The 20,905-nt window shown below is 65.3% G+C and carries 17 protein-coding genes and 1 pseudogene; 9 read left to right on the top strand and 9 right to left on the bottom strand.

The window, feature by feature from the left end:
- Positions 1–25 precede the first annotated feature (25 nt).
- The 5 genes from FPZ24_RS01420 to FPZ24_RS01400 all read right to left on the bottom strand — a co-directional run bounded on the left by FPZ24_RS01420 (position 26) and on the right by FPZ24_RS01400 (position 6,555).
- Complete coding sequence (locus tag FPZ24_RS01420) at positions 26–2,140, bottom strand: TonB-dependent receptor plug domain-containing protein (RefSeq protein ID WP_146569380.1); 2,115 nt, start codon at positions 2,138–2,140, stop codon at positions 26–28.
- Between the two features lie 204 nt (positions 2,141–2,344).
- The gene (locus FPZ24_RS01415) at positions 2,345–3,028 is read right to left on the bottom strand and encodes a phasin family protein (protein ID WP_146569379.1); all 684 of its coding nucleotides are present in this window, start codon (positions 3,026–3,028) and stop codon (positions 2,345–2,347) included.
- Between the two features lie 112 nt (positions 3,029–3,140).
- Positions 3,141–4,349: a S41 family peptidase gene (locus FPZ24_RS01410; protein ID WP_146569378.1), complete on the bottom strand. Its 1,209-nt coding sequence runs from the start codon at positions 4,347–4,349 to the stop codon at positions 3,141–3,143.
- Between the two features lie 76 nt (positions 4,350–4,425).
- The gene (locus tag FPZ24_RS01405; protein ID WP_146569377.1) at positions 4,426–4,830 is read right to left on the bottom strand and encodes a hypothetical protein; all 405 of its coding nucleotides are present in this window, start codon (positions 4,828–4,830) and stop codon (positions 4,426–4,428) included.
- A 147-nt stretch (positions 4,831–4,977) separates the two neighbouring features.
- A complete protein-coding gene (locus tag FPZ24_RS01400) occupies positions 4,978–6,555 on the bottom strand; it encodes a PHA/PHB synthase family protein (protein WP_146569376.1) in 1,578 nt (525 codons plus the stop codon).
- 114 nt (positions 6,556–6,669) lie between these two features.
- Here FPZ24_RS01400 and FPZ24_RS01395 point away from each other — a divergent pair.
- The 3 genes and pseudogenes from FPZ24_RS01395 (at position 6,670) to FPZ24_RS01385 (ending at position 9,185) form a co-directional block, all read left to right on the top strand.
- A pseudogene (locus FPZ24_RS01395) lies at positions 6,670–7,877 on the top strand (LL-diaminopimelate aminotransferase).
- 115 nt (positions 7,878–7,992) lie between these two features.
- Positions 7,993–8,760 (top strand): sulfite exporter TauE/SafE family protein, encoded by a 768-nt coding sequence (locus FPZ24_RS01390; RefSeq protein WP_146569375.1) that lies wholly within the window; start codon positions 7,993–7,995, stop codon positions 8,758–8,760.
- Positions 8,760–9,185 (top strand): acyl-CoA thioesterase, encoded by a 426-nt coding sequence (locus FPZ24_RS01385; RefSeq protein ID WP_146569374.1) that lies wholly within the window; start codon positions 8,760–8,762, stop codon positions 9,183–9,185. The genes FPZ24_RS01390 and FPZ24_RS01385 overlap by 1 nt, the downstream gene beginning before the upstream one ends.
- 1 nt (position 9,186) lies before the next feature.
- Here the strand turns inward: FPZ24_RS01385 and FPZ24_RS01380 are convergent, their stop codons facing one another.
- Entirely contained in the window at positions 9,187–9,681 is a 495-nt protein-coding gene (locus tag FPZ24_RS01380) for a winged helix-turn-helix transcriptional regulator (RefSeq protein ID WP_146574067.1), read from the bottom strand.
- Positions 9,682–9,831: 150 nt separating this feature from the next.
- On the opposite strand from FPZ24_RS01380, the gene FPZ24_RS01375 reads away from it, so the two are divergent.
- Both FPZ24_RS01375 and FPZ24_RS01370 read left to right on the top strand, forming a co-directional pair.
- Positions 9,832–10,149: a CC_3452 family protein gene (locus tag FPZ24_RS01375; protein ID WP_146569373.1), complete on the top strand. Its 318-nt coding sequence runs from the start codon at positions 9,832–9,834 to the stop codon at positions 10,147–10,149.
- Between the two features lie 149 nt (positions 10,150–10,298).
- The gene (locus FPZ24_RS01370; protein WP_146569372.1) at positions 10,299–12,386 is read left to right on the top strand and encodes a RelA/SpoT family protein; all 2,088 of its coding nucleotides are present in this window, start codon (positions 10,299–10,301) and stop codon (positions 12,384–12,386) included.
- A gap of 78 nt (positions 12,387–12,464) precedes the next feature.
- On the opposite strand, the gene FPZ24_RS01365 is transcribed toward FPZ24_RS01370, so the two are convergent.
- Both FPZ24_RS01365 and FPZ24_RS01360 read right to left on the bottom strand, forming a co-directional pair.
- Positions 12,465–14,264 carry an aminopeptidase P family protein gene (locus FPZ24_RS01365; RefSeq protein WP_146569371.1) on the bottom strand — a complete coding sequence of 600 codons (1,800 nt, stop codon included), beginning with the start codon at positions 14,262–14,264 and terminating at the stop codon, positions 12,465–12,467.
- A gap of 129 nt (positions 14,265–14,393) precedes the next feature.
- Positions 14,394–15,740 (bottom strand): MFS transporter, encoded by a 1,347-nt coding sequence (locus tag FPZ24_RS01360; RefSeq protein WP_146569370.1) that lies wholly within the window; start codon positions 15,738–15,740, stop codon positions 14,394–14,396.
- 123 nt (positions 15,741–15,863) lie between these two features.
- Between FPZ24_RS01360 and FPZ24_RS01355 the strand changes: the two genes are divergently transcribed.
- The 3 genes from FPZ24_RS01355 to FPZ24_RS01345 are packed head-to-tail and all read left to right on the top strand — an operon-like array spanning position 15,864 to position 18,658.
- Complete coding sequence (locus tag FPZ24_RS01355; RefSeq protein ID WP_146569369.1) at positions 15,864–17,924, top strand: S9 family peptidase; 2,061 nt, start codon at positions 15,864–15,866, stop codon at positions 17,922–17,924.
- A complete protein-coding gene (locus FPZ24_RS01350; protein ID WP_146569368.1) occupies positions 17,925–18,272 on the top strand; it encodes a hypothetical protein in 348 nt (115 codons plus the stop codon).
- Entirely contained in the window at positions 18,269–18,658 is a 390-nt protein-coding gene (locus FPZ24_RS01345; RefSeq protein WP_146569367.1) for an acyl-CoA thioesterase, read from the top strand. The genes FPZ24_RS01350 and FPZ24_RS01345 overlap by 4 nt, the downstream gene beginning before the upstream one ends.
- Before the next feature lie 81 nt (positions 18,659–18,739).
- On the opposite strand, the gene FPZ24_RS01340 is transcribed toward FPZ24_RS01345, so the two are convergent.
- Positions 18,740–20,200 carry a glycosyltransferase family 2 protein gene (locus tag FPZ24_RS01340; RefSeq protein WP_146569366.1) on the bottom strand — a complete coding sequence of 487 codons (1,461 nt, stop codon included), beginning with the start codon at positions 20,198–20,200 and terminating at the stop codon, positions 18,740–18,742.
- 92 nt (positions 20,201–20,292) lie between these two features.
- Between FPZ24_RS01340 and FPZ24_RS01335 the strand changes: the two genes are divergently transcribed.
- Positions 20,293–20,868: a cytochrome b gene (locus FPZ24_RS01335; protein WP_146569365.1), complete on the top strand. Its 576-nt coding sequence runs from the start codon at positions 20,293–20,295 to the stop codon at positions 20,866–20,868.
- Positions 20,869–20,905 lie beyond the last annotated feature (37 nt).

Here is a 20,905-nt window from a genome sequence, read left to right as displayed (position 1 = left end):
TACGTAGGTCGATGCGACCCTCGATCTAGAAGTTGCCGCGCACCGACAAAGCGAAGATCGGCCCGATCAATTGGTTGTGCTGCTCGCGGAACGACAGCGGCGAGGTCGTCCGGAACCCGGTATAGGCGAAGCGGTCGAGCCGATGCCGCGCGTTCAGCAAGTTCAGTACCGTCAGCCGTACGGTCATTCCCGCCAGGCCCTTGCGCTCGACGAAGCTGCTGATCCACCACGGCCCCTCCCAGGCGCGTTGAACCTGGGTCGGGTAATAGGACTTGTTGAAATGGTCGTACGACGCCTCTGCGCCCCAGGCGAAGCGGCTGCGCGGGACGTCCTGCCTGAACGCGAAGTCGATCCACGCATCGTGATTGCCGCTGATCGATCGTTCGACGCCGGTCAGCGGATCGCGGACGCGGGTGCGCTCCGTACCGATCGTCGCGTCCAGCTTGGCACCGCGCCAGCCGATCGGGTCGAACTGCAACGTGCTGGTACTGACGATCCCGTAGCGCGTTGCCTGCGGTAGATTGCCCACGCCTTCGTCGCTGGCGCCGATCGGGACGATGTCGATGATGTCGGTGATGCGGTGTGCATAGGCGCGCAGCCGGGTCTTGCCCCAAGGACCGAGTTCGCGCCCGATTTCGCCCTCCAACTCCCAGCTTTGCGGCGGGACGAGGTCGGGATTCCCGGCATTCTGCCGATCCTGGTTGAGGTTGGGTTGCGACAGGAAGTCGTAGAAGCTGATCTGCCCGACACGGCGGCGCAACTTCAGGCTGGCATCCCAACCCGCCGATGGTCGCCAGCCGAGCGAGATGCTGCCCTTGGGCCGGAAGAATTTGCGCGGCGCGAGGTTGCCGTCGACGCGCGTGAGCGTGCTCGATTCGGCGCCGAGCACGACTTGAAGATCGAGCTTGGGGCCGAGCGGGCGGCTGAACGTCGCGGTACCTTCGTACCGCGTTTCCTCGACCTTGCCCGATCCGCCGGGAAACGGAATCGGCTCAAACACGCCGGCGGTCGATAGCGAGGCCAACGAACCGCGCTGGTCGAGCGAGTTGTAGGCGCGCTCGAACGACAGCTGCCAGGCGTTCTTGCCGGTCTTCCACGAATATTCGGCGCGACCCACGGTCTCGCCGATATACGAAATGCGCCCGAACAGCGTCCCCGTGGCGGGCGCTCCGCTGTCGAACGTCGTGATCTGCTTCTGAAAGAGCGGTTCGTGATCGAGGTGCCGGACGCCGATCAACTTGAGCCGGCCGGGGCCGAGCCGGAAATCATAGTCCCCGCTGACGTCGTAGAGAAAGCCGTTGACCCGGTTGCGGATGATTCGACTGCGGTCGTCCCCGTCGACCCGATCGCGCGTGTCGCCGTTATACTGACGTCCCCAATACGGCGTGCCCGACAGCGTCAAATTGCCCTTGGCCGAACCGGGGCCTCGAAAAGCGAATTTGGCTTTGAACGTGACCACCTCGTCTTCGGCGTGGAAGATCTGGTATCGCCGTTCGGTCAACGCGCCGAGGCTGTCGGTGATCACCACCGGGCCGCCGAACCCGCCGCGCCCGGTCTGGTCCTCCGCCGATAACGTATAGTCGAGCCAATCGATCTTACCCGAATAGCTGACCGATCCACTGAACGGGTTGAGCCGCGCGAAATGGGCGCGGAAATCGGGGGTCCATTCGAACTGACCCTTGCCGCCGCTCGCCGTGACGATGACGTTGGCGACCTGGCCGGCGAGCCCGGCAATCCCCAGACTGGCAGCGTCGACGAGTTCGATCCGTTGGACGTTGGCGGCAGGCACCTTCTTCAGTTCATCGACCGCGCCGCCCGATTTGTTGGCGATCCGCTCACCGTTGATCAGCACGTTCTCCGACGCCTGGCCGAGCCCGCGCTCGAGCACGTCGGCGATCTTGATCGTGAAACCCGGCACCTGGGTCAGCATGTCGTACGCGGTCTGCGGCGCGAACCGCGCGAAATCGGCAGGCAGATAAACGCGCTTGGCGGAGGCATCCGACACCGGCTGGGGCGCGGGCGCGACTGCGGGATCGGACGACGTCGTGGGGGTGGCTTGCGCACTGGCAAGCGACGGGCTGGCCAAGGCGACCCCTGCGAGCAATGCTGTACGCAATCCGAAAACAACCCGACGCGACATCAACGAACCCTCCCCACGCGCGTGACCACGCGTTTGTGACTACATCTGTAGTCGGAAGCTCGTCCTCGTCAAGCTGTGTTAAGTGATTAGCACACGGGTTGGAACCGTCAACGACGATTGTTTTTTGTTGAGGGCACGAAAAAGGGCGGCCGCCGGTTGCCCGGCGGCCGCCCCGATTTCTCAGCCTTGCGGCGAAGGTATCGCTTACGCGGCGACCTTCAGCTTCTCGGCGGCAACCGCGACGCGGTTCGAGATCGGCTTGGCGACGTCGCCGGCCAGCTTGATGAAGGCTTCGGTGTTCTTCGAGGTCTCGGCGACCATCGAATCGAACTGACTGCGGACGAAGTCCGAGTGCAGCTTGAAGAATTCGGTCGGCGACTTCACGCCGGCGAAGCTCTTGAACGCCGCGGTGGTGCCTTCGAACTGCCTACGCGCATAGTCGGCATAGCCCTGGCCAAGCGTCTGCAGGCCGGTCGCGGCGATCTTGCCGGATTCGACGAGCGCTTCGACGTTGCCCTTGTTGAATTCGTTCATGTCTTCGAACGCCTTCTGGCCCTTGGCCGCTGCGTCCTTCGCCTTGGCGGTGAAGTCGGTGAAATAGGCCTGGCCCTTTTCGGCCGCGTCCTTGATCGTGTCGGTCATCTTGGTCACTTCCTTTTTGATGGCCGGCGCGGCTTCGGCGACGGCGGCGGGAATGGTTTCGGTTACTGCGGTCACAACTGCTTTCGCGGCGGGGGTCTCGACGACCGGCCACACCGGCTGCTCTGCGGCAGGCGCTTCGGCGACGACGACGGGAGCGGTCTCGACCGGCGACGCCTTCACGACGGCCGGCTTCTTGGCCGCGGGCTTGCGCGCCGGGGTCTTCGAAACGGGGGTCTTGCTCGCCATCATCGTGCTCCGCAACGTCATTGCTGCAGTGCACAAATAGTCATCGGGACGCGATAGTCAAGCGTTTTTTGTGCACTGCAACATAATTGCAATCCACACGTCGCCGCCGCCGTTACGAGGGAGCCTGGACGCGCTCCAGCAACGATACCGCATTGCGATTGCTCGGGTCGATCGACAGGACGCGTTTCGCCGCCGTGGCGGCCGCCTCCTTCCGTCCAAGCTCCTCGGCGAGTAGCGCGTGGAGATACCAGGTATCGGCACTAGCCGGAAACAGCCGCACGCCCTGTTCGGACACTTCGAACGCCAGGTCGGTCCGTTTGTCCGCGTCGATGGCCTCGGCGGCGTCCCAAATGGCCTGCACGATGTTGGCGTATCGGTTCGCCGGGTCGTTGCGGTACGTTTCCATGACGCCGCGGACCTGCCCGGCGCCCCCTGTCTCGACCGCCTTGCGGATCAGCGCCAGCAACGATGCCCGCGGCTGATAGCCGACAGCAGTCGCCAGTGCCGGGTCGCGGCCTGCCGCGTAATCGGCGAATGTGAGCGGTGCCGCTACATCCACCCACGTCCACGGGTCGTTACCCTGTCCGGTCTGCCACCAGAAGATCGACGATCGCACGTTGATGCCGCTGTTCGGCAGCGTCGCCCTGAATGCGTCGCCATAGGAATTCGGCTTCGAACTCGCCGGCTCGCCGATGAAGACCGCGCCGCTCAGGCGATCGAGGTCGTCGAGGATGAATTGGCTGGCGGAAAACGTGCCGCGCGCGGTCAAGACGAACAGGTGCGTATCGTCGTTCTCGATCTTGATCAGGTCGCGGACGAGCCCGTTCCTGAGATCGCCGTTGCCACCCTGATTCAGTCGCAGATCGAGAATGACGGCGCGGGGTTTCTGCGCGCGCGCCTGGGCGAGAACCTTGGCGCCGAACTGGTCGAGACTTTCCCCGTCGAGATCGCCCACCCGGTTGAGTTGGATGTAGAGACTATTGCTCTGCGGCAGCGCGACCATGCGGTGGAGCTCGAGCGGCGCCTGGAGCCAGATTGGCTGCGGGCCGGTGCGGGCATCGACCCAGCCCTCGGGCGTGACGAGCGAGATGTCGGTGTCCGCCGGCCAGGGGGGATCGACCGCCCCGGCGGCGACGGTGACCGTCCACTTGCGATTCCCCTTCCGCAGCGTCAGCGTCGCCGCATCGCGGCGATCCGACAGCTTTAACGCCTGCAGGATGTCCGGCATGCCGAGATATAACGGCGCCATCAGCTTTGGCCCCATGGCATTGTCGCGCGAAACGAGTTCGGACGCGCGGCGGATCGCTTCGTCTACCGGCACGCCGCCGATCGCTTCGACCTCGGCGCCGATCAGCGCCGCTTGCGCCGGGGTGGCGGCGCGGACGAATAGCCCGTCGTCAAACAGATAGAGTTTGAGCGGCAGCGAGGGGGAACGCCATCTTGCGATCCTTGCGCGGATCGACGCGGGTATGTCCGTCGCCGACCATCGCCGCGATCCGCATCATCCCGACGATGATCTCATTGCGCTGCAAGCTGGGGATGCGGGCATCCAGATCGGCCACCGCCGCTGTGAACGCCTGTCGCGAGACGGCATGAAAGACATTCGCGTGCCGCCGTTCCAATTCGGCGGCCATGAACCGCAGATCGGCGCGCCATTGTTCGGCGGTCAATGTCGGCACCGCCGCCGCCGATGCCGGTGCCGGCGGCACCGCTTGTCCCATCGGCGCCGCAATCGCGACTGACGGCAACGACCCGCAGCATAAAGTCGAAAGCATCACGGCATTTACGAAAGCTTTGTGCATGTCCACTCCCCGGCAAGCACTGTGTGCGGTGCAGGTTCTATGCCATGATCGAAAACGAATGTAATCAACGTTTAGATACGCACCCGAAATCATGCCTGTGTTCGATATCGAACAGGCATCGTCCGGAATCGAACACTCGGCCGTCGATTAGCGCGCCTTCACATAGCGGCCCGGCGCATCCTCGATCGCGGCGAGCTTACCCTCGCCCGGCACACGCGCGGGAACTTGTTTCGCGCCCAGATCGCGGATCCATTCGATCCAGTCGGGCCACCAGCTGCCCTTGTGCTCGGTCGCGCCGCTGACGAAATCGGCGAGCGACTTTGCGTCGGAATCGCCGGTCCAATACTGATATTTACCTGCGGCGGGCGGGTTCACGACGCCGGCGATATGTCCCGACCCGGCCAGCACGAACTTGAGCGGCCCGACGAAATGGTGCGTCACCTTCCACACGCTCTCGGCCGGCGCGATATGATCCTCGCGGCCCGCCTGGATGTAGCTCGGCGTCTCGACCTTCGACAGGTCGATCGTCTCGCCCAGCGCCTCGACCAGACCCTGCGCCAGCTTGTTGTCGCGATACAGGTCGGTCAGATACGCCTTGTGCCACTTGGCGGGCAGGTTGGTCGTGTCGCCGTTCCAGTGGAGCAGGTCGAACGACGGATGCTTGTCGCCCATCAGGTAGTGGTTGACCACCGGCGACCAGATCAAATCCTTGCCGCGCAGCAGGTTGAACGTCGCGGCAAGGTAGCGCCCGTCGAGATAGCCGTCGCCGGACAGCGTTTCGATCAGTTGCAGGTACGAATCGTCGATGAAGTTGAGCAACTCGCCCGCTTCGGAGAAATCGATCTGCGCCGTGAAGAACGTGGCGCTCTTGACCTTCTTGGCCTCACCCTTCGCCGCCAGCACCGCGAGCGCCGCGGCGAGGGTGGTGCCCGCGACGCAATAACCGATCGTGTGCACCGACTTGACGTCCAGCGCGTCGCGGATCGTGTCGATCGCGTCGATCTGCGCGGCGATGTAATCGTCCCACACCACGTCCTTCATCGACGCATCGGCCGATTTCCAGCTGACCATGAACACGGTCAGCCCTTGCTCCACCGCCCAGCGGATGAAGCTCTTCTCGGGCGAGAGATCGAGGATGTAGAAGCGGTTGATCCAGGGCGGGAAGATGACGAGCGGGGTCGTCGCCACCTCGTCGGTCGTCGGGCTGTACTGGATCAACTGGTAGAGCGGCGTTTCGTGGACGACCTTGCCCGGCGTCGTCGCGATGTTGCGGCCGACCTCGAAGGCCTGCGTGTCGGTATGCGTCAGCTGGCCGCGCTGGAAATCGGCGAGCATCTTGGCGAACCCCTCAGCCAGGCTCGCGCCGCCGGTGTCGAGCGCCTTGTTGAGCGCTTTGGGGTTGGTGAAGGGCGAATTGGCCGGGCTCATCGCCTCGACCAATGTCCGCATCGCGAACCGCGCCCGGTCGCGCGCCGCATCGTCGAGCCCCGGCGCCTGATCGACCGACTTCATCATCGCGTCGGCCATCACCGTATAGCCCTGGCGCATCAGGTCGAAGACGGGGTGCTCCCACTCCGGCCCCGCAAAACGCCGGTCCTTGGGATCGACCGCGTCGCGACCGGCGGCGGCGACCGGCGCCAGCACTTGCCCCCAAGCATCGAGCACCGCGCGGACGCCCGCGGCGGGGGTGGCGGTGGGATCGGGCTGGGTGGGATCGTCGGCCATGACGGAGTCCTAGAATATCCGTGTGACATTTGCACGCCTCGGTCGGCGCACGATAATTTCACGTCGGACGGTTTGGACTTTCGCCGACGCGCGTCGCGGTGCAGAAGCACCGACATGTCCGACGATTTCTACCGCATCAAGCGCTTGCCGCCCTACATCATCGCCGAGGTCAACGGCATGCGGGCTGCGGCGCGCGCAGGCGGCGAAGACATCATCGACCTCGGCATGGGCAATCCCGACCTGCCCCCGCCGCCACATGTCATCGAGAAACTGGTCGAAGTCGCGCAGAAGCCCGACGCCCACGGTTACTCGCAGTCGAAGGGCATTCCCGGCCTCCGACGCGCGCAGGCAAACTATTACGGTCGCCGCTTCGGGGTCGAGGTCGATCCCGAAACCGAAGTCGTCGTTACGATGGGATCGAAGGAGGGGCTCGCCAGCCTCGCCACCGCGATCACCGCGCCGGGCGATGTGGTGCTCGCCCCTAATCCGAGCTACCCGATCCACACGTTCGGCTTCATCATCGCCGGCGCCACGATCCGTGCGGTGCCGACCACACCCGACGAGCATTATTTCGAAAGCCTGGAGCGCGCGATCGCCTATACCGTGCCACGGCCCAGCGTGCTGGTGGTCAACTACCCATCGAACCCCACCGCCGAGACGGTGGATCTCGCCTTTACGAGCGCCTCGTCGCTTGGGCGCGCGAGAACAAGGTCTGGATCATCTCCGACCTCGCTTATTCGGAGCTCTATTACGACGGCAACCCGACCGTCTCGATCCTGCAGGTCAAAGGCGCGAAGGACGTCGCGGTCGAGTTCACGTCGCTGTCCAAGACCTATTCGATGGCCGGCTGGCGGATCGGGTTTGCGGTCGGCAACAAGCAGTTGATCGCCGCGATGACGCGGGTGAAGTCGTATCTCGATTATGGCGCCTTCACGCCGATCCAGGCGGCGGCCTGCGCCGCGCTCAACGGCCCGCAGGATATCGTCGAGAAGAACCGCTTGCTCTACCACAAGCGCCGCGACGTGCTGGTCGAAAGCTTCGGCCGCGCCGGGTGGGACATCCCCAGCCCCCGCGCGTCGATGTTCGCCTGGGCGCCGTTGCCACCGGCACTCTCGCACCTAGGCAGCCTTGAGTTCTCCAAACAATTGCTGACTCACGCTCACGTCGCGGTTGCCCCAGGGGTGGGCTATGGCGAAAACGGCGAGGGCTTCGTGCGCATAGCGATGGTCGAAAACGAGCAACGGCTGCGCCAGGCGGCGCGCAACGTGAAGCGCTATCTGCAATCGATGGGGGTCAACACTCCCGGCGCGTCGGCGGGCTGAGCCACAGTCGCGTGACCGCTGACAAACAGAGCAGTGTGTTCCGGCGAAGGCCGGAACGCTGGCAGTCTGGCCGCGCGACGGCCGCCGCTCCGGCCTTCGCCGGAGCACGATAGCGATGATCGACTGGCATTATTCGCTGGCCGGCGTGCTGGTCGGTCTGGTCGTCGGGCTGACCGGCGTCGGCGGTGGATCATTGATGACGCCGCTGCTGGTGCTGGTGTTCGGCGTGGCGCCGGCGACCGCGGTCGGCACCGACCTGCTCTACGCATCGGCGACCAAGGCGGTCGGCACCACCGTGCATGGCTGGCGCGGGACGGTCAGTTGGAAGGTGGTCGCACGGTTGGCGATGGGCAGCGTGCCGGCGACAATTGTAACGTTGTTCGCAATTGGCGCGTCGAGCAAAGCTCATACCGGTTATGCGATTTCGGTCGTGCTGGGCGTAGTGCTGATCCTGTCGGCGATCGCGGCGCTGTTCCGATCGCGGATCGTCGCCTACCTGACGCCAAGGGTCGATAATGTCGGGCGCGAGCATCCGGTGATCCTGACCATCCTGCTCGGTGCGGTGCTCGGCGCGCTGGTGTCGCTGACCTCGGTCGGGGCAGGCGCGCTGGGGATGACCGCATTGTTGATTCTCTATCCCGACCTGCCGGTGAACAAGCTGGTGGGGTCGGACATCGCGCACGCCGTGCCGCTGACCTTGCTCGCCGGGACGGGGCATTGGCTGCTGGGATCGGTCGACGGCGCGCTGCTGGTATCCTTGCTGTGCGGATCGATTCCGGGGATCATCGCCGGCAGCCTGATCTCGTCGCGCGTGTCGGACCGCTTCCTCAGCCCGATCCTGGCAACCGTATTGCTCCTCGTGGGCATCAAGTTGCTGTTCTGATGGTCCGTGACGGCTTCGCCTTTTCGACCGCGTTCAAGGTCCGTTACGCCGAAATCGACGGGCAGAAGGTCGTCTTCAACTCGCGCTACCTCGAATATACCGACGTCGCGGCGACCGAATTCTGGGAATGGACCGCGATCGCCGACGCACTCGGCAGTGTTTGGACCGATACCGAATTCCACGTCCGCCGCGCCGAGGTCGATTATCTCAAGCCGTTCGTCTGGGGCGACACGATCCGCATCTGGGTGCGCATCGACCGCGTCGGCAACAGCAGCATGACGCAGCGCTACGAGATGGTGAACGAAGCGACCGGCGAACTCCACTGCGCGGTCGATATGGTGATCGTGAACGTCCATTTGCCGACCGGAAAACCCGCGCCGATCGATGACGCAGTGCGGCAATTTATCGCGAATTTGCCCGGCTAGATCACTCGGCCGCCTGTTGCAGCGGCTCGTTTTCGCCGATCACGTCTTCGGGCAGCGCCCAATGCAGGTCGCCTTTGCCGAGCGCACGGCCGTCGTGGGAGAGCACTTGGACCGGCTGGATTCGCCGCATGTCGCGGGCGTCGACCAACACCGGCGTCGCGGGCATGCCGGTCTCCCAGCGTTCGCCCCATTGGCGCAGCGCCACCATCGTCGGCAGCAGCGCGAAGCCCTTGTCGGTCAGGAGATACTGAATCTTGCGGCGATCCTCAGGCAGCGCCTCGCGAGTCAGGATGCCGTGTTCGACAAGGCGTGCGAGACGGTTGGCGAGGATGTTGCGCGCGATACCGAGTTCCGACTGGAACTCCTCGAAATGGTGCAGGCCGTTGAACGACGCGCGCAGGATCATGAACGACCAACGCTCGCCCATCGCCTCGAGCGCGGCCGGCAGGCTGCATTCGACCAGATCGCGCAGCGGTTCCCTCAGGTGTCCGCCCATGCCCATCAGAATTCCTCTCTACTCGACCCAGCGTATCGCATTTCAACTGACATGAAAATGCCATGTAAGTTTTTAGTTGCAACTCGCTACCTAATACACTAGGTGGTGATTCGCAACCTATTGTGCGTTGCAAGGACGAAGGAGGAAAACATGTCCCGCATTCTCGCTTTCATCGGCGCCGTTGCCGTCACCACCGTGCTCGGTTCGACCGTCGCTCTCGCGCAGCCCCAGGGTTCCGGCTTCTACGCCGCCACCCCTGTCGAGGCGCCGGCCAAGACCAGCATCATCACCCGCGACACGATGTGGAAGTTCCGCGACGGCGCGTTCACGGCCGCCAAGGCGCCGGAACGTGACATGGTGTTGTGCCAGCTCGTCGCCCAGCGCGTCGGCAAGCTGTCGTCGTTCACCGCCGGTGGTCAGGCGCTCGCCGCCGACGACCTGGCGAAGTGCAACGCCAAGGCGAACTGAGACCCATCCCCTCGGGGCCGCTTGCACTCCCATGCAAGCGGCCCTTTTTCGCCGCTGGCCCGTTCCTCGACCGAGGAGCGGGCCGGCGTCGTTTCTGCGCTCAGCATTTTTGTTGCAAAGCAGCGCGATCCCGGCATCTTAGGTCATAGATGCTGCGCCAATACGAGCTGGTCGATCGGGTCCTGGGCTACGATCCCGACGCTGACGAAGCGTTGCTCAACCGCGCTTATGTCTTTTCGCTGCAGGCACATGGCAGCCAGAAGCGCGCGTCGGGCGACCCGTATTTCAGCCATCCGATCGAGGTTGCGGGCATCCTGACCGACCTCCACCTCGACGACGAAACGATCGCGACCGCGATCCTGCACGATACGATCGAGGATACGGTCGCCACCCCCGACCAGATCCAGAAGATGTTCGGCGACAATGTCGCGCGGATGGTCGACGGCGTCACGAAGCTGTCGAAGATCGAGGCGCAAAGCGACACCGAGCGCGCCGCGGAGAACCTGCGCAAGTTCCTGCTCGCGATGTCCGACGACATCCGCGTGCTGCTGGTCAAGCTGGCCGACCGGCTGCACAACATGCGCACGCTCCACCACATCGAAAAGCCCGAGAAACGCAAGCGGATCGCGCGCGAGACGATGGATATCTACGCGCCACTCGCCGAGCGGATCGGTATGTACGAGTTCATGAAGGAGATGCAGAGCCTCGCCTTCGCGCAGATCGAGCCCGAAGCGTTCGCGTCGATCAGCAAGCGGCTCGATCAGCTCAAGGAAGGCGGCGGCGATCGCATCGCGAAGATCGGTTCCGGCCTGAAGCTATTGCTGTCGCGCGCGGGCGTCGATGCCGACATTACCGGCCGCGAGAAGCACCCGTACAGCATCTGGAAGAAGATGCAGGAGCGGCACATCAGCTTCGAGCAACTCTCGGACATCATGGCGTTCCGCGTGACGGTGCCGACCGAGGAGGATTGCTACCGCGCGCTCGGCATCATCCACCGCCGCTGGCCGATGGTGCCGGGGCGATTCAAGGACTACATCTCGACGCCGAAACGCAACGGCTATCGTTCGCTTCACACGTCGGTAATGCATGCCGGCGACACCCGCGTCGAAATCCAGATCCGCACAGAAGAAATGCACGCGGAGGCCGAATACGGTCTCGCCGCGCACTGGGCGTACAAGTCCGGCAAGGTGCGCGCCGACACGCAGCACAGCTGGATCAGCGACCTGGTCGAAATCCTCGAGACCGCCGAGAGCGCCGAGGAACTGCTCGAACACACCAAGATGGCGATGTACCAGGATCGCATCTTCGCCTTCACGCCTAAGGGCGAACTGCATCAGCTGCCCAAGGGCGCGACGCCGATCGACTTTGCCTATGCCGTCCATACCGATCTCGGCGACCAGGCGGTGGGTGCCAAGATCAACGGCCGCCACGTGCCGCTGCGCACGATCATCGAGAATGGCGACCAGGTGCAGATCCTGCGGTCGAAAGCGCAAGCGCCGCAGCCCAACTGGCTCAACTTCGCTATCACCGGCAAGGCGCGCGCCGCGATCCGGCGCAAGCTGCGGCTGACCGAGCGCAAGGAAACGCTGACGCTGGGCCGAAAGCTCTACGACGAGATCGTTCAGCGCCTGCCCGCGCCGCTCAGCGTCGACGCCGTGAAGACCGCGCTCAAGAAACTCAAACTTGCCGATGAAGATGCGTTGCTGGAGGCGGTGGCGCGCCGACGCATCACCGACGCCGAGCTGATGGAAGCGCTGATGCCCGGATCGGCCGGCACCGACGCCGGCCGCGCGCTGCCCCAGCAATCGGCGGTGTCGATCACCGGGCTGACCGCCGGCGTCGGCTACAAGCTCGACACGTGCTGCCACCCCGTCCCCGGCGACCGCATCGTCGGCCTGCGCCGTCCCGACGAGGAAATCGCAGTCCACCGCATCGACTGCCCGGTGCTTGCCAAGTCGGACGACGCCGACTGGGTCGACCTCGCCTGGGGCGACAAGGCCGAAGGCGGGATGGCGCAGATCGAAGTGACGCTGAAGAACGAGCCCGGCGCGCTCGGCACCGTGTCGACCATCATCGGCCAGCACCGCGCCAACATCATCAACATCCGCTTCGATTCGAGCGACACCGGGTTTCATACCAATCAGGTTGACCTGGAAGTGCGCGACGTCGCGCATCTGGAGAAGCTGATGACCGCGCTGAGAGCGGCGGACGCGGTGAATGCGGTGACTAGGCCTTAGCCGTCGCCCCGGCGGAGGCCGGGGCCGCCGCGTTACGAAAGACTGCTTCCGGCCCCGGCCTCCGCCGGCGCGACGAATTTACCCCCCGATCGTCGCGCATTTCGCGAGGAGCCAGGTCCGCTCCTCGGCATTGAGCTGCGGACCGAGCACGTCGAGCACGCGGCCATGATACGCATCGAGCCACGCGCGCTCGGCCTGGCTGAGCAGCGCCGGTTCGATCAGGCGGCGTTCGATCGGAGCGTAGGTCAGCGTTTCGAACCCCATCATCGGCTGTTCGGCGCCGGGGACGTCGCGGCGCTCGACCAGAATCAGGTTCTCGATGCGGATACCGTAATCGCCGGCCTTGTAGTAACCCGGCTCGTTCGAAATGATCATGCCGGGGCGCAACGGCTCGGCGGGGCCACCGCCGGGATAGTTGGGCTTGGCGATCCGCTGCGGTCCTTCGTGCACCGCGAGATAGCTGCCGACGCCGTGCCCGGTGCCGTGCGCGAAATCGAGGCCGGCTTCCCAGAGCGGCCGCCGCGCGAAGCTGTCGAGCTGGCCACCGTTGGTCCCTTCCGGAAACACAGCGGTCGCGAGCGCTATATGCCCCTGCAACACGCGGGTGAAGCGATCGCGCATCTCCGCCGTCGGCTCGCCGACCGGCACGACGCGCGTCACGTCGGTGGTGCCGTCGGCATATTGCCCGCCCGAATCGACCAGATAGAGTTCGCCCGGCTTGATCGGCAGGCTCGATTCTTCGGTGACGCGATAGTGCGGTATGGCGCCGTGCGGGCCGGTCGCGGATATCGTGTCGAAGCTCAGATCCTTGAGCAGCCCCGTCGCTTCGCGCAGTTCCTGCAGCTTCGCGGCGGCCGTCAATTCGGTTTCGGTACCGTTCGGGAACGTCTCCTCGCACCATTTGAGGAACCGCGTCAGCGCCGCGCCGTCGCGCACGCTCGCGGCACGGTGACCGGCGGCTTCGGCGGGGTTCTTGATCGCCTTAGCCAGCACGACCGGATCGCGCAGTGCAAGCACCGTCGCGCCGCCCGCCTTCAGCCCGTCGAAGATCGCAGCCACCGCACGCTCGGGATCGGCGGCGACGCGCTTGCCGGCGTACTTGCTCAGCGCGGGCGCGAAATCGGTGCGATCGTGAATGCGCACCGCATTGCCGAGATGCGCGGCGACCTCGTCGCTCATCTTCTCCGGCGCGACGAACAGATCGAGCGTCCCGTCGGCATCGGCGATCGCATAGGCCAAGGCGACCGGCGTGCGCTCGACGTCCGCGCCACGCACGTTGAGCGCCCAGGCGATCGAATCGAGCGCCGACAGCACGACCGCGTCAGCCTTCTGCTCGGTCAGCCAGTCAGCGATCTCGGCGCGTTTTTCGGCGGAGGATTTGCCGGCCAGACTGTCCGGCTGAACCACCAACCGCGCATCCGACGGCGCCGGCCGATCGGGCCAGATCGCATCGACCGGGTTGGTGTCGACCGCGACCAACGTCGCGCCCTTCGCCGCCAGCGCCTTTTCGGCCGCCTTCACCCATTCCGACGTGTGCAGCCAGGGATCGTACCCGATCCGCCCGCCCTGCGGCGCGTGTCCGCCGAGCCAGTCGGCGACGCTGGTCGCGGGCACCTCGACGAACTGCCACGTCCCACCATCGACCTGCTCGCGGACCTGCAACGTATAGCGCCCATCGGTGAACATCGCGGCTTCGGCGGGCAGTACGACAGCAGTCCCCGCCGATCCCTGAAATCCGGTCAGCCAGGCCAGACGCTGGGCGTAGGCGCCAACATATTCGGACATATGCTCGTCGGTCAGCGGGACGACAAAGCCGTCGAGGCGGTCGCGCTTGAGCTGTTCGCGTAAAGCCGTGAGGCGGTCGGAATAGGAGGACATCAAGGCATTCCCGAAAGGCTTAAGTTGACACCAGGGTTACACTAACCGCGCCTCGCCGGATCGGCGGAGCGCAGCACGTCGAACGACGTCATCCGTCCTTGGCAGAAAGCGGCGCTGTAGGAAAATAGTTCAATCGCCGAGGCTGAGGAATGCCGACGATGCCGCACCGGCGGCCAGCGCCGCGCCGACCAGCGCCGCGCCGTGGAACGCGCCGATCAACGCCGGGCCGCTCGCGGCGATCACCGCGCCCGATCCGGCGGTCGCGATCAGCCCGCCGGTCCGCGCGATCGCGCTGTTGAAGCCGGAGGCGGTGCCGGTGTGATCGTCGTCGACCGAGGACAGTACCGCGGTGGTCAGCGGCGCGACCGCCATCGCCATGCCGAGCGCGATCGCGGCGATCCCCGGCAGCACGCTGGTCCAGTAACTCGCTTGCGGATCGACCCGGAGCATCAGCGCGAAGCCGCCCGCGACCACCAATGGCCCGATCGTCAGCGGCCAGCGCGGCCCGATCCGTTCGGTCAGCTTGCCCATCGCGCGCGAGCCGAGACCGATCCCGAACGAGAACGGCAGCAGCGCGAACCCTGCTTGGACCGGCGAGTAACCACCGGTGATCAGCACATAAGGCAACAGCACGATCAGCCCGCCGAGCGCGCCGTAGAGCAGGAAAGTATAGCCGGTCAGCCCGACGAACGCGCGCGTGCCGAACAGCGCGAGCGGCATCATCGCGCGGTCGCCGCGGCGACGCTCGACCAGGACGAACAGCGCGAGCGTCACGATCCCCGCAGTCAGCGCGATCCACGCTTCTGGCGTCATCACCCGCTCGCTCGACCACAAGGTCAACGCCCAGGTCAGCGCGCCGAGCGCGATCGTCGCGAATGCGGCGCCGATCCAGTCGAGTGGTTGCTTGCCCTCGCCGCTTTCCTCGACGCCCTTGAGCGCGAGCCCGATCGCCAGCGCCGCGACCGGCAGGTTGATGTAGAAGATCGCGCGCCACCCGACCGCATCGACTAGCCAGCCGCCGAGCGGCGGACCGAACGCGCTGGCGATCGCGCCGACCGCCGCCCACGTACCGACCGCGCGGCCCTTATCTTCGCCCGAGAAAGCATGGCTCAGGATCGACAGGCTGTTGGGCATCAGCATCGCCGCGCCGATCCCTTGAACCACCCGCGCAGCGAGCAGCAGTTCGAGGCCCGGCGCCGCAGCGCACGCCAGCGACGCCGCCGCGAACAGCACGATCCCGCCGACCAGCATCCGCCGCCGCCCGAAATGATCCCCCGCCGCCCCGCCGAGCAGCAACAGCGCGGACAAAGGCAGCAGGTAGGCGTTGATCGTCCATTGCAAGTCCGCCGCGCTCGCCTGCAGGTCGCGCCCGATCGCGGGCAGCGCGACGTTGACCACCGACCCGTCGATGAACGCCAGGCTCGACGCCAGGATCGTCGCAAGCAAGGTCAGGCGCGGATGGCGGGGGGTGAGCATGCCTGTCCTCTACCGTCATTCCCGCGAAAGCGGGAACCCATCTCCCACGTCGGCTTTCAAGAAGCGCGTCCGCGAGATGGGTCCCCGCTTTCGCGGGGATGACGACAAGGCTAGGGAACCGCAATGACCGACCTTACGCCCCCCATCGCCGCGACGCGCCCGCACAACTTCACCACGCACGGCGTGACGATCAGCGATCCCTGGGCGTGGCTGAAGGACCCGAACTATCCGACGGTCACCGACAAGGACGTGCTCGCCTATCTCGCGGAGGAGAACGCCTATTTCGACGCGATGATGGCGCCGCACAAGGCGCTGACCGATCGGCTGTACGAGGAGATGAAGGGCCGCATCAAGGAGGACGAATCCTCGGTGCCGCAAAAGGACGGCGACTGGCTGTACTGGACCGCGTTCGAAACCGGCGGGCAGTATCGCAAATGGTGGCGCAAGCCCGTCGCGGGCGGACCCGACGAATTGCTGCTCGACGAGCCGGCGCTGGCCGAGGGCAAGGAATATTTCCGGCTCGGCGCGTTCTCGGTGTCGAACGACGGCACGCTGCTCGCCTATGCGATCGACGACAACGGATCGGAACGCTTCACCATCCGCGTCAAGAACCTCGCGACCGGCGAGCATCTGCCCGACACGATCCCCGGCATGCTGTCGGAGATCGTGTGGACCGCCGACGACAGCGCGTTCCTCTATGGGCTCGCCAACGAACAATGGCGGACCGACAATGCCCGGCTGCACCGGCTGGGCACCCCGATCGACAGCGATATCGAGTTGTTCAAGGAAGCCGATGAAGGTTTCCGCGTCGCGGTCAGCGAGACCAGCGACCGGCGATGGATCGTGATCGGCACCGGCGATCACGTCACCAGCGAAGTCTATCTGCTCCCCGCGACCGATCCGCTCGCCAAGCCGCTGATGATCGCGCCGCGCAAGACCGGCCGCGAATACGATGTCGAGACGCATGGCGATACGCTGTACATCCACACCAACGACACCGATCCGATGTGGCGCCTGGTCACCGCGCCGATTTCCGACCCCGGCACGTGGGCCGAGCTGATCGCGCCATCGACCCATTTCTACATGACCGGGATCGAATGCTACCGCGACTATTTCGTCGTCGAGGGGCGCGAGGACGGGCTCGATCAGATCGATATATATCGCTACGATCCGACGATCGCGCCGCAGCGGATCGTGTTTCCCGAAGCGAGTTATGCCGCTGGCCTCGGCGACAATCCCGAATACGACCAGCAGGTGCTGCGGCTCGGCTATGAATCGATGGTCACGCCGGGGACGGTGTACGACTACGACGTCGCGACCGGCGAGATGACCGTGCTCAAGGTGCAGGAAATCCCGAGCGGGTACGAGGCGGGCAAATACGCGACCGAGCGGCTCAAGATCAAAGCGCGCGACGGGACCGAGGTGCCGGTGTCGATCGTCTACCCGGCTGGCTTCCCGCGCGATGGCAGCCGCCCGCTCTTCCTCTACGCCTATGGCGCGTACTGTTATGCGATCCCACCGGGTTTCTCGACCGGGCGGCTGAGCCTGCTCGACCGCGGTTTCGCCTATGCTATCGCACACATCCGCGGCGGCGACGATCTGGGCCAGCAATGGTATCACGACGGCAAGCTCGAAAAGCGCGAGAATACGTTCAACGATTTCGTCGACGTGGCGAAGGCGCTGGTCGCGGATGGCTGGACCAGCGCCGGAAAGATCGCGATCGCGGGCCGTTCGGCGGGCGGCGAGTTGATGGGCGCGGTGGTCAATTCGGACCCTGAATTGTGGGGCGCGGTGATCGCCGACGTGCCGTTCGTCGATGTGCTCAACACGATGCTCGACGAGAGTCTGCCGCTGACGCCCGGCGAATGGCCCGAATGGGGCAACCCGATCGAGGACAAAGCGGCGTTCGAACTGATCCGCTCCTACAGCCCTTACGACAACGTCACCGCGCAGGCCTATCCGCCGATGTTCATCTCGGGCGGGCTCAACGATCCGCGCGTTACCTATTGGGAACCGGCGAAATGGGCCGCGAAGCTGCGCGCGACGAAGACCGACGACAACGTCCTGCTGCTCAAGACCAACATGGGCGCTGGGCATGGCGGCAAATCGGGGCGGTTCGACAGCCTGTACGAGGGCGCCGAGGAACATGCCTTCGTACTGTGGCAACTGGGCGTCGAGGCGTAATTGCTGTTCCGCGTGCTGATCGAAGGCTCCGGGATCCTGACGGCGAAGGGCGCGGTCGGGTTCTTCGCGACGATGACGGTGGACCAGCCCGAACAGCCGGGGTCGGAGATGTTCGCGCTGCGCACGATCCGCGAGGAGTGGCGCCACGGCCTCAGCGCCAACCTATCCTCGACCAAGCCGAAGCTGACGATCGTCGATTGCTGGCGCCCGACCTTTCGCGAGCGGCTGCGCAAGGTGCCGGATACGCGGAGCTTCTATGAGGAGGGTGAGCGGGGCGAGGTCGCCGCGCGTGCCGCCAAGCTGAGCCGCGCGCCCGAATCCGCGACGATCTGGACGATCGCGGAATGACCTTCTCCTATCCGATCACCGCGACCGCCGCCGACATCGACGAACTCGGCCACGTCAACAATGCGGTGTGGGTGAAGTGGATACAGGACATCGCGGTCGCGCACTGGAACCATGTCGCGACGCCCGAGCAGCGCGCAGCGATGATCTGGGTCGTGACCCGGCACGAGATCGATTATCGCGGCAACGTGGCGGCGGGCGAGACGGTCACCGCCGAAACCTGGGTCAGCGACCCGCCGCAGGGCGCACGGTTCGACCGGCACGTGAAGTTCACCGGCGCTGACGGCAAGGTGAAGGTGCAGGCCGTGACGACCTGGGCGCTGATCGACCGCGCCACTGGCCGCCTGATGCGCGTCCGGCCGGAACTGGCCGCGCCGTTTCTGACCTAGTGCTCCTGCGAAAGCAGGAGCCCAGGGTCATCAGCGACATCGCTTAGGGCTCTGGGTTCCTGCTTTCGCAGGAACACGAGTTTATGCCTCGTCCCGCTTCACCTCGGCGATCGCCGTCCGGCTTTGCCGCGCCCACGTCTCGCGGCCGGTCAGGAACGCCTTCCACCCCAGGATCGCGCCCCAGTGGCGGAACAGCTGGAAGCTGAACGGCTCGAGCATCGCCGCCGCCAGCGCCGGGCCGAACCGCAGGCCCTTGGTCTGGCCGGTCCAGCGCGAATAGAGCGTCAGCGACGCGAGGTGGAAGGTCAGGTCGATCGCGATCTTGGCGATCATGATGATCAGGATCGGTAGCACGATATGCAGCCGCCCGGTGACCAACACGACGATCAGGATCGCGAACGCCGTCAGCCCGAACACCGGCTGCATCGTGTCGGCCGCCTTGACCGGCAGCATCGCGGTGCCGAGCTTTCCGAACCGGCGATTGGCGACCATGTCGCGGTTCCAGTGCTGCGTCTGCAGGAACCCGCCGAACCAGCGACGGCGCTGGCGCAGGAAAGCGGGCAAGGTCGCGGGCGCGTCGGTACTGGCCAGCGCGCCGCCGACCACCCGGACGCGCCAGTCGCGGCCGCTGTCGTGCGCGAAGCGGTGCAAGCGATGGATCAGCTCGTAATCCTCGACCAGGCAATCGGGGTCGAACCCGCCGACCTCGATCACCGCCTTGGTCCGGAACGCGGCAAACGCGCCAGACACGAGCAGCAATCCGTTCAACCGCTCCCAGGCATAACGCGACAGGAAGTTGCGGACATATTCGTAGGTCTGGAACCACTCGAACAGCCGCCCCGACAGGCTCGGCCCGCACATCGGGCGGATGACGCCGGTCGCCGCGACCAGCGCCGGCTCGGCGGCGAACGCCCCGCGCATCGCGGCGATCGCGCCGGGTTCGAGCAGGGTGTCGGCATCGACCGTGACGACGATGTCCTGCGGCACATGTAGCAACGCGGCGTTGAGCGCGCGCGCCTTGCCGCCGTGCGGCAGCCGCAGCCAGCGCAACGACGGCAGTCCCGGCGCCGGCGGACTGATCGCCCCGATGTCGGGCGGCGTCAGGCCGTAGCGCGCGAGTGCCTCCGGGGTGGCGTCATCCGATCCGTCGTCGGCGATCAGGATCAAATCGGGCGCGCCGTCCTGCGCCGCCAGCCGGTCGATCGTGACGTCGAGCACCGCCGCTTCGTTGCGCGCGGCGACGATGATCGCCAGACTGGCGGTTGCGTCGCTCGCCGCCGCCCGCCCCGCGCCATGACGCAGCGGCCAAATCTCAATCGCGGTGAAGATCAGCAGCGCGGTATCGTACAGGATGTACGCGACGCCGACCGCCCAGACCAAAATGCCCTGGCGCAGGAACGCCTGAACCACCAGCGCGATGAAGGCCACATATACGAGCGCGGTGATCGCACGACTGGGCCAACCGACGCGGCGCGGGTTCAGCCGGGGCGATTGCTTCGCGAAGGTCTGAGCGAGCGCATCGGCCGCGGTACGCTGGAGCATGGGGAGTTTGAACACCTGGGGAAGGGACAAAGCCTACTAGCGTTCGTTACGTGGCCGAACTAGCCTGAACGCCGGATGACGAGGAGTGAGAATTGGAAACGCAGCGTTACACGAAAATCGCCATCCTCCTGCACTGGCTGGTGGCTTTGGGCATCATCGCCAACATCGCGCTCGCCTGGATCTGGCCGCTCGGCGACCATAACGACGCGATCGCCGCATATGTCCGGCCGATGATCGACAGCCACAAGTCGATCGGGGTCACGGTGCTCGGGCTTGCCATCCTGCGCCTCCTGTGGCGGCTGGGGCACAAGCCGCCCCCCTATCCCGCCAGCTACAAAGCGTGGGAGGCGACATTGTCGCACGTGGTTCATTGGGGACTGTATTTCGTGATCCTCGCGATGCCGATCACCGGCTGGGTGATGGACTCGGCATGGAAGGATGCGGCGACGCATCCAATGCTGTTCTTCGGCACATTCGAATGGCCGCGATTGGGCTTCATCATGAACTTGCCGCACGACACGAAGGAATGGGTGCACAGCACGTTCGGTGCAGCGCACGGCTATATCGCGTACCTCGTCTACGCCCTGTTCCTGATGCACCTGGGCGGCGCGCTCAAGCATCAGTTCCAGGGGCATCCGGAACTGCAGCGGATGGGCATCGGGAACTGACATTGACCGCAAGTCGCGGGAAGCAAGCCAAGGGCGG

The sequence above is a fragment of the Sphingomonas panacisoli genome (genome assembly GCF_007859635.1).
Taxonomy (GTDB): Bacteria; Pseudomonadota; Alphaproteobacteria; order Sphingomonadales; family Sphingomonadaceae; genus Sphingomonas; species Sphingomonas panacisoli.
This window is presented reverse-complemented; position numbering and strand designations above follow the sequence as displayed.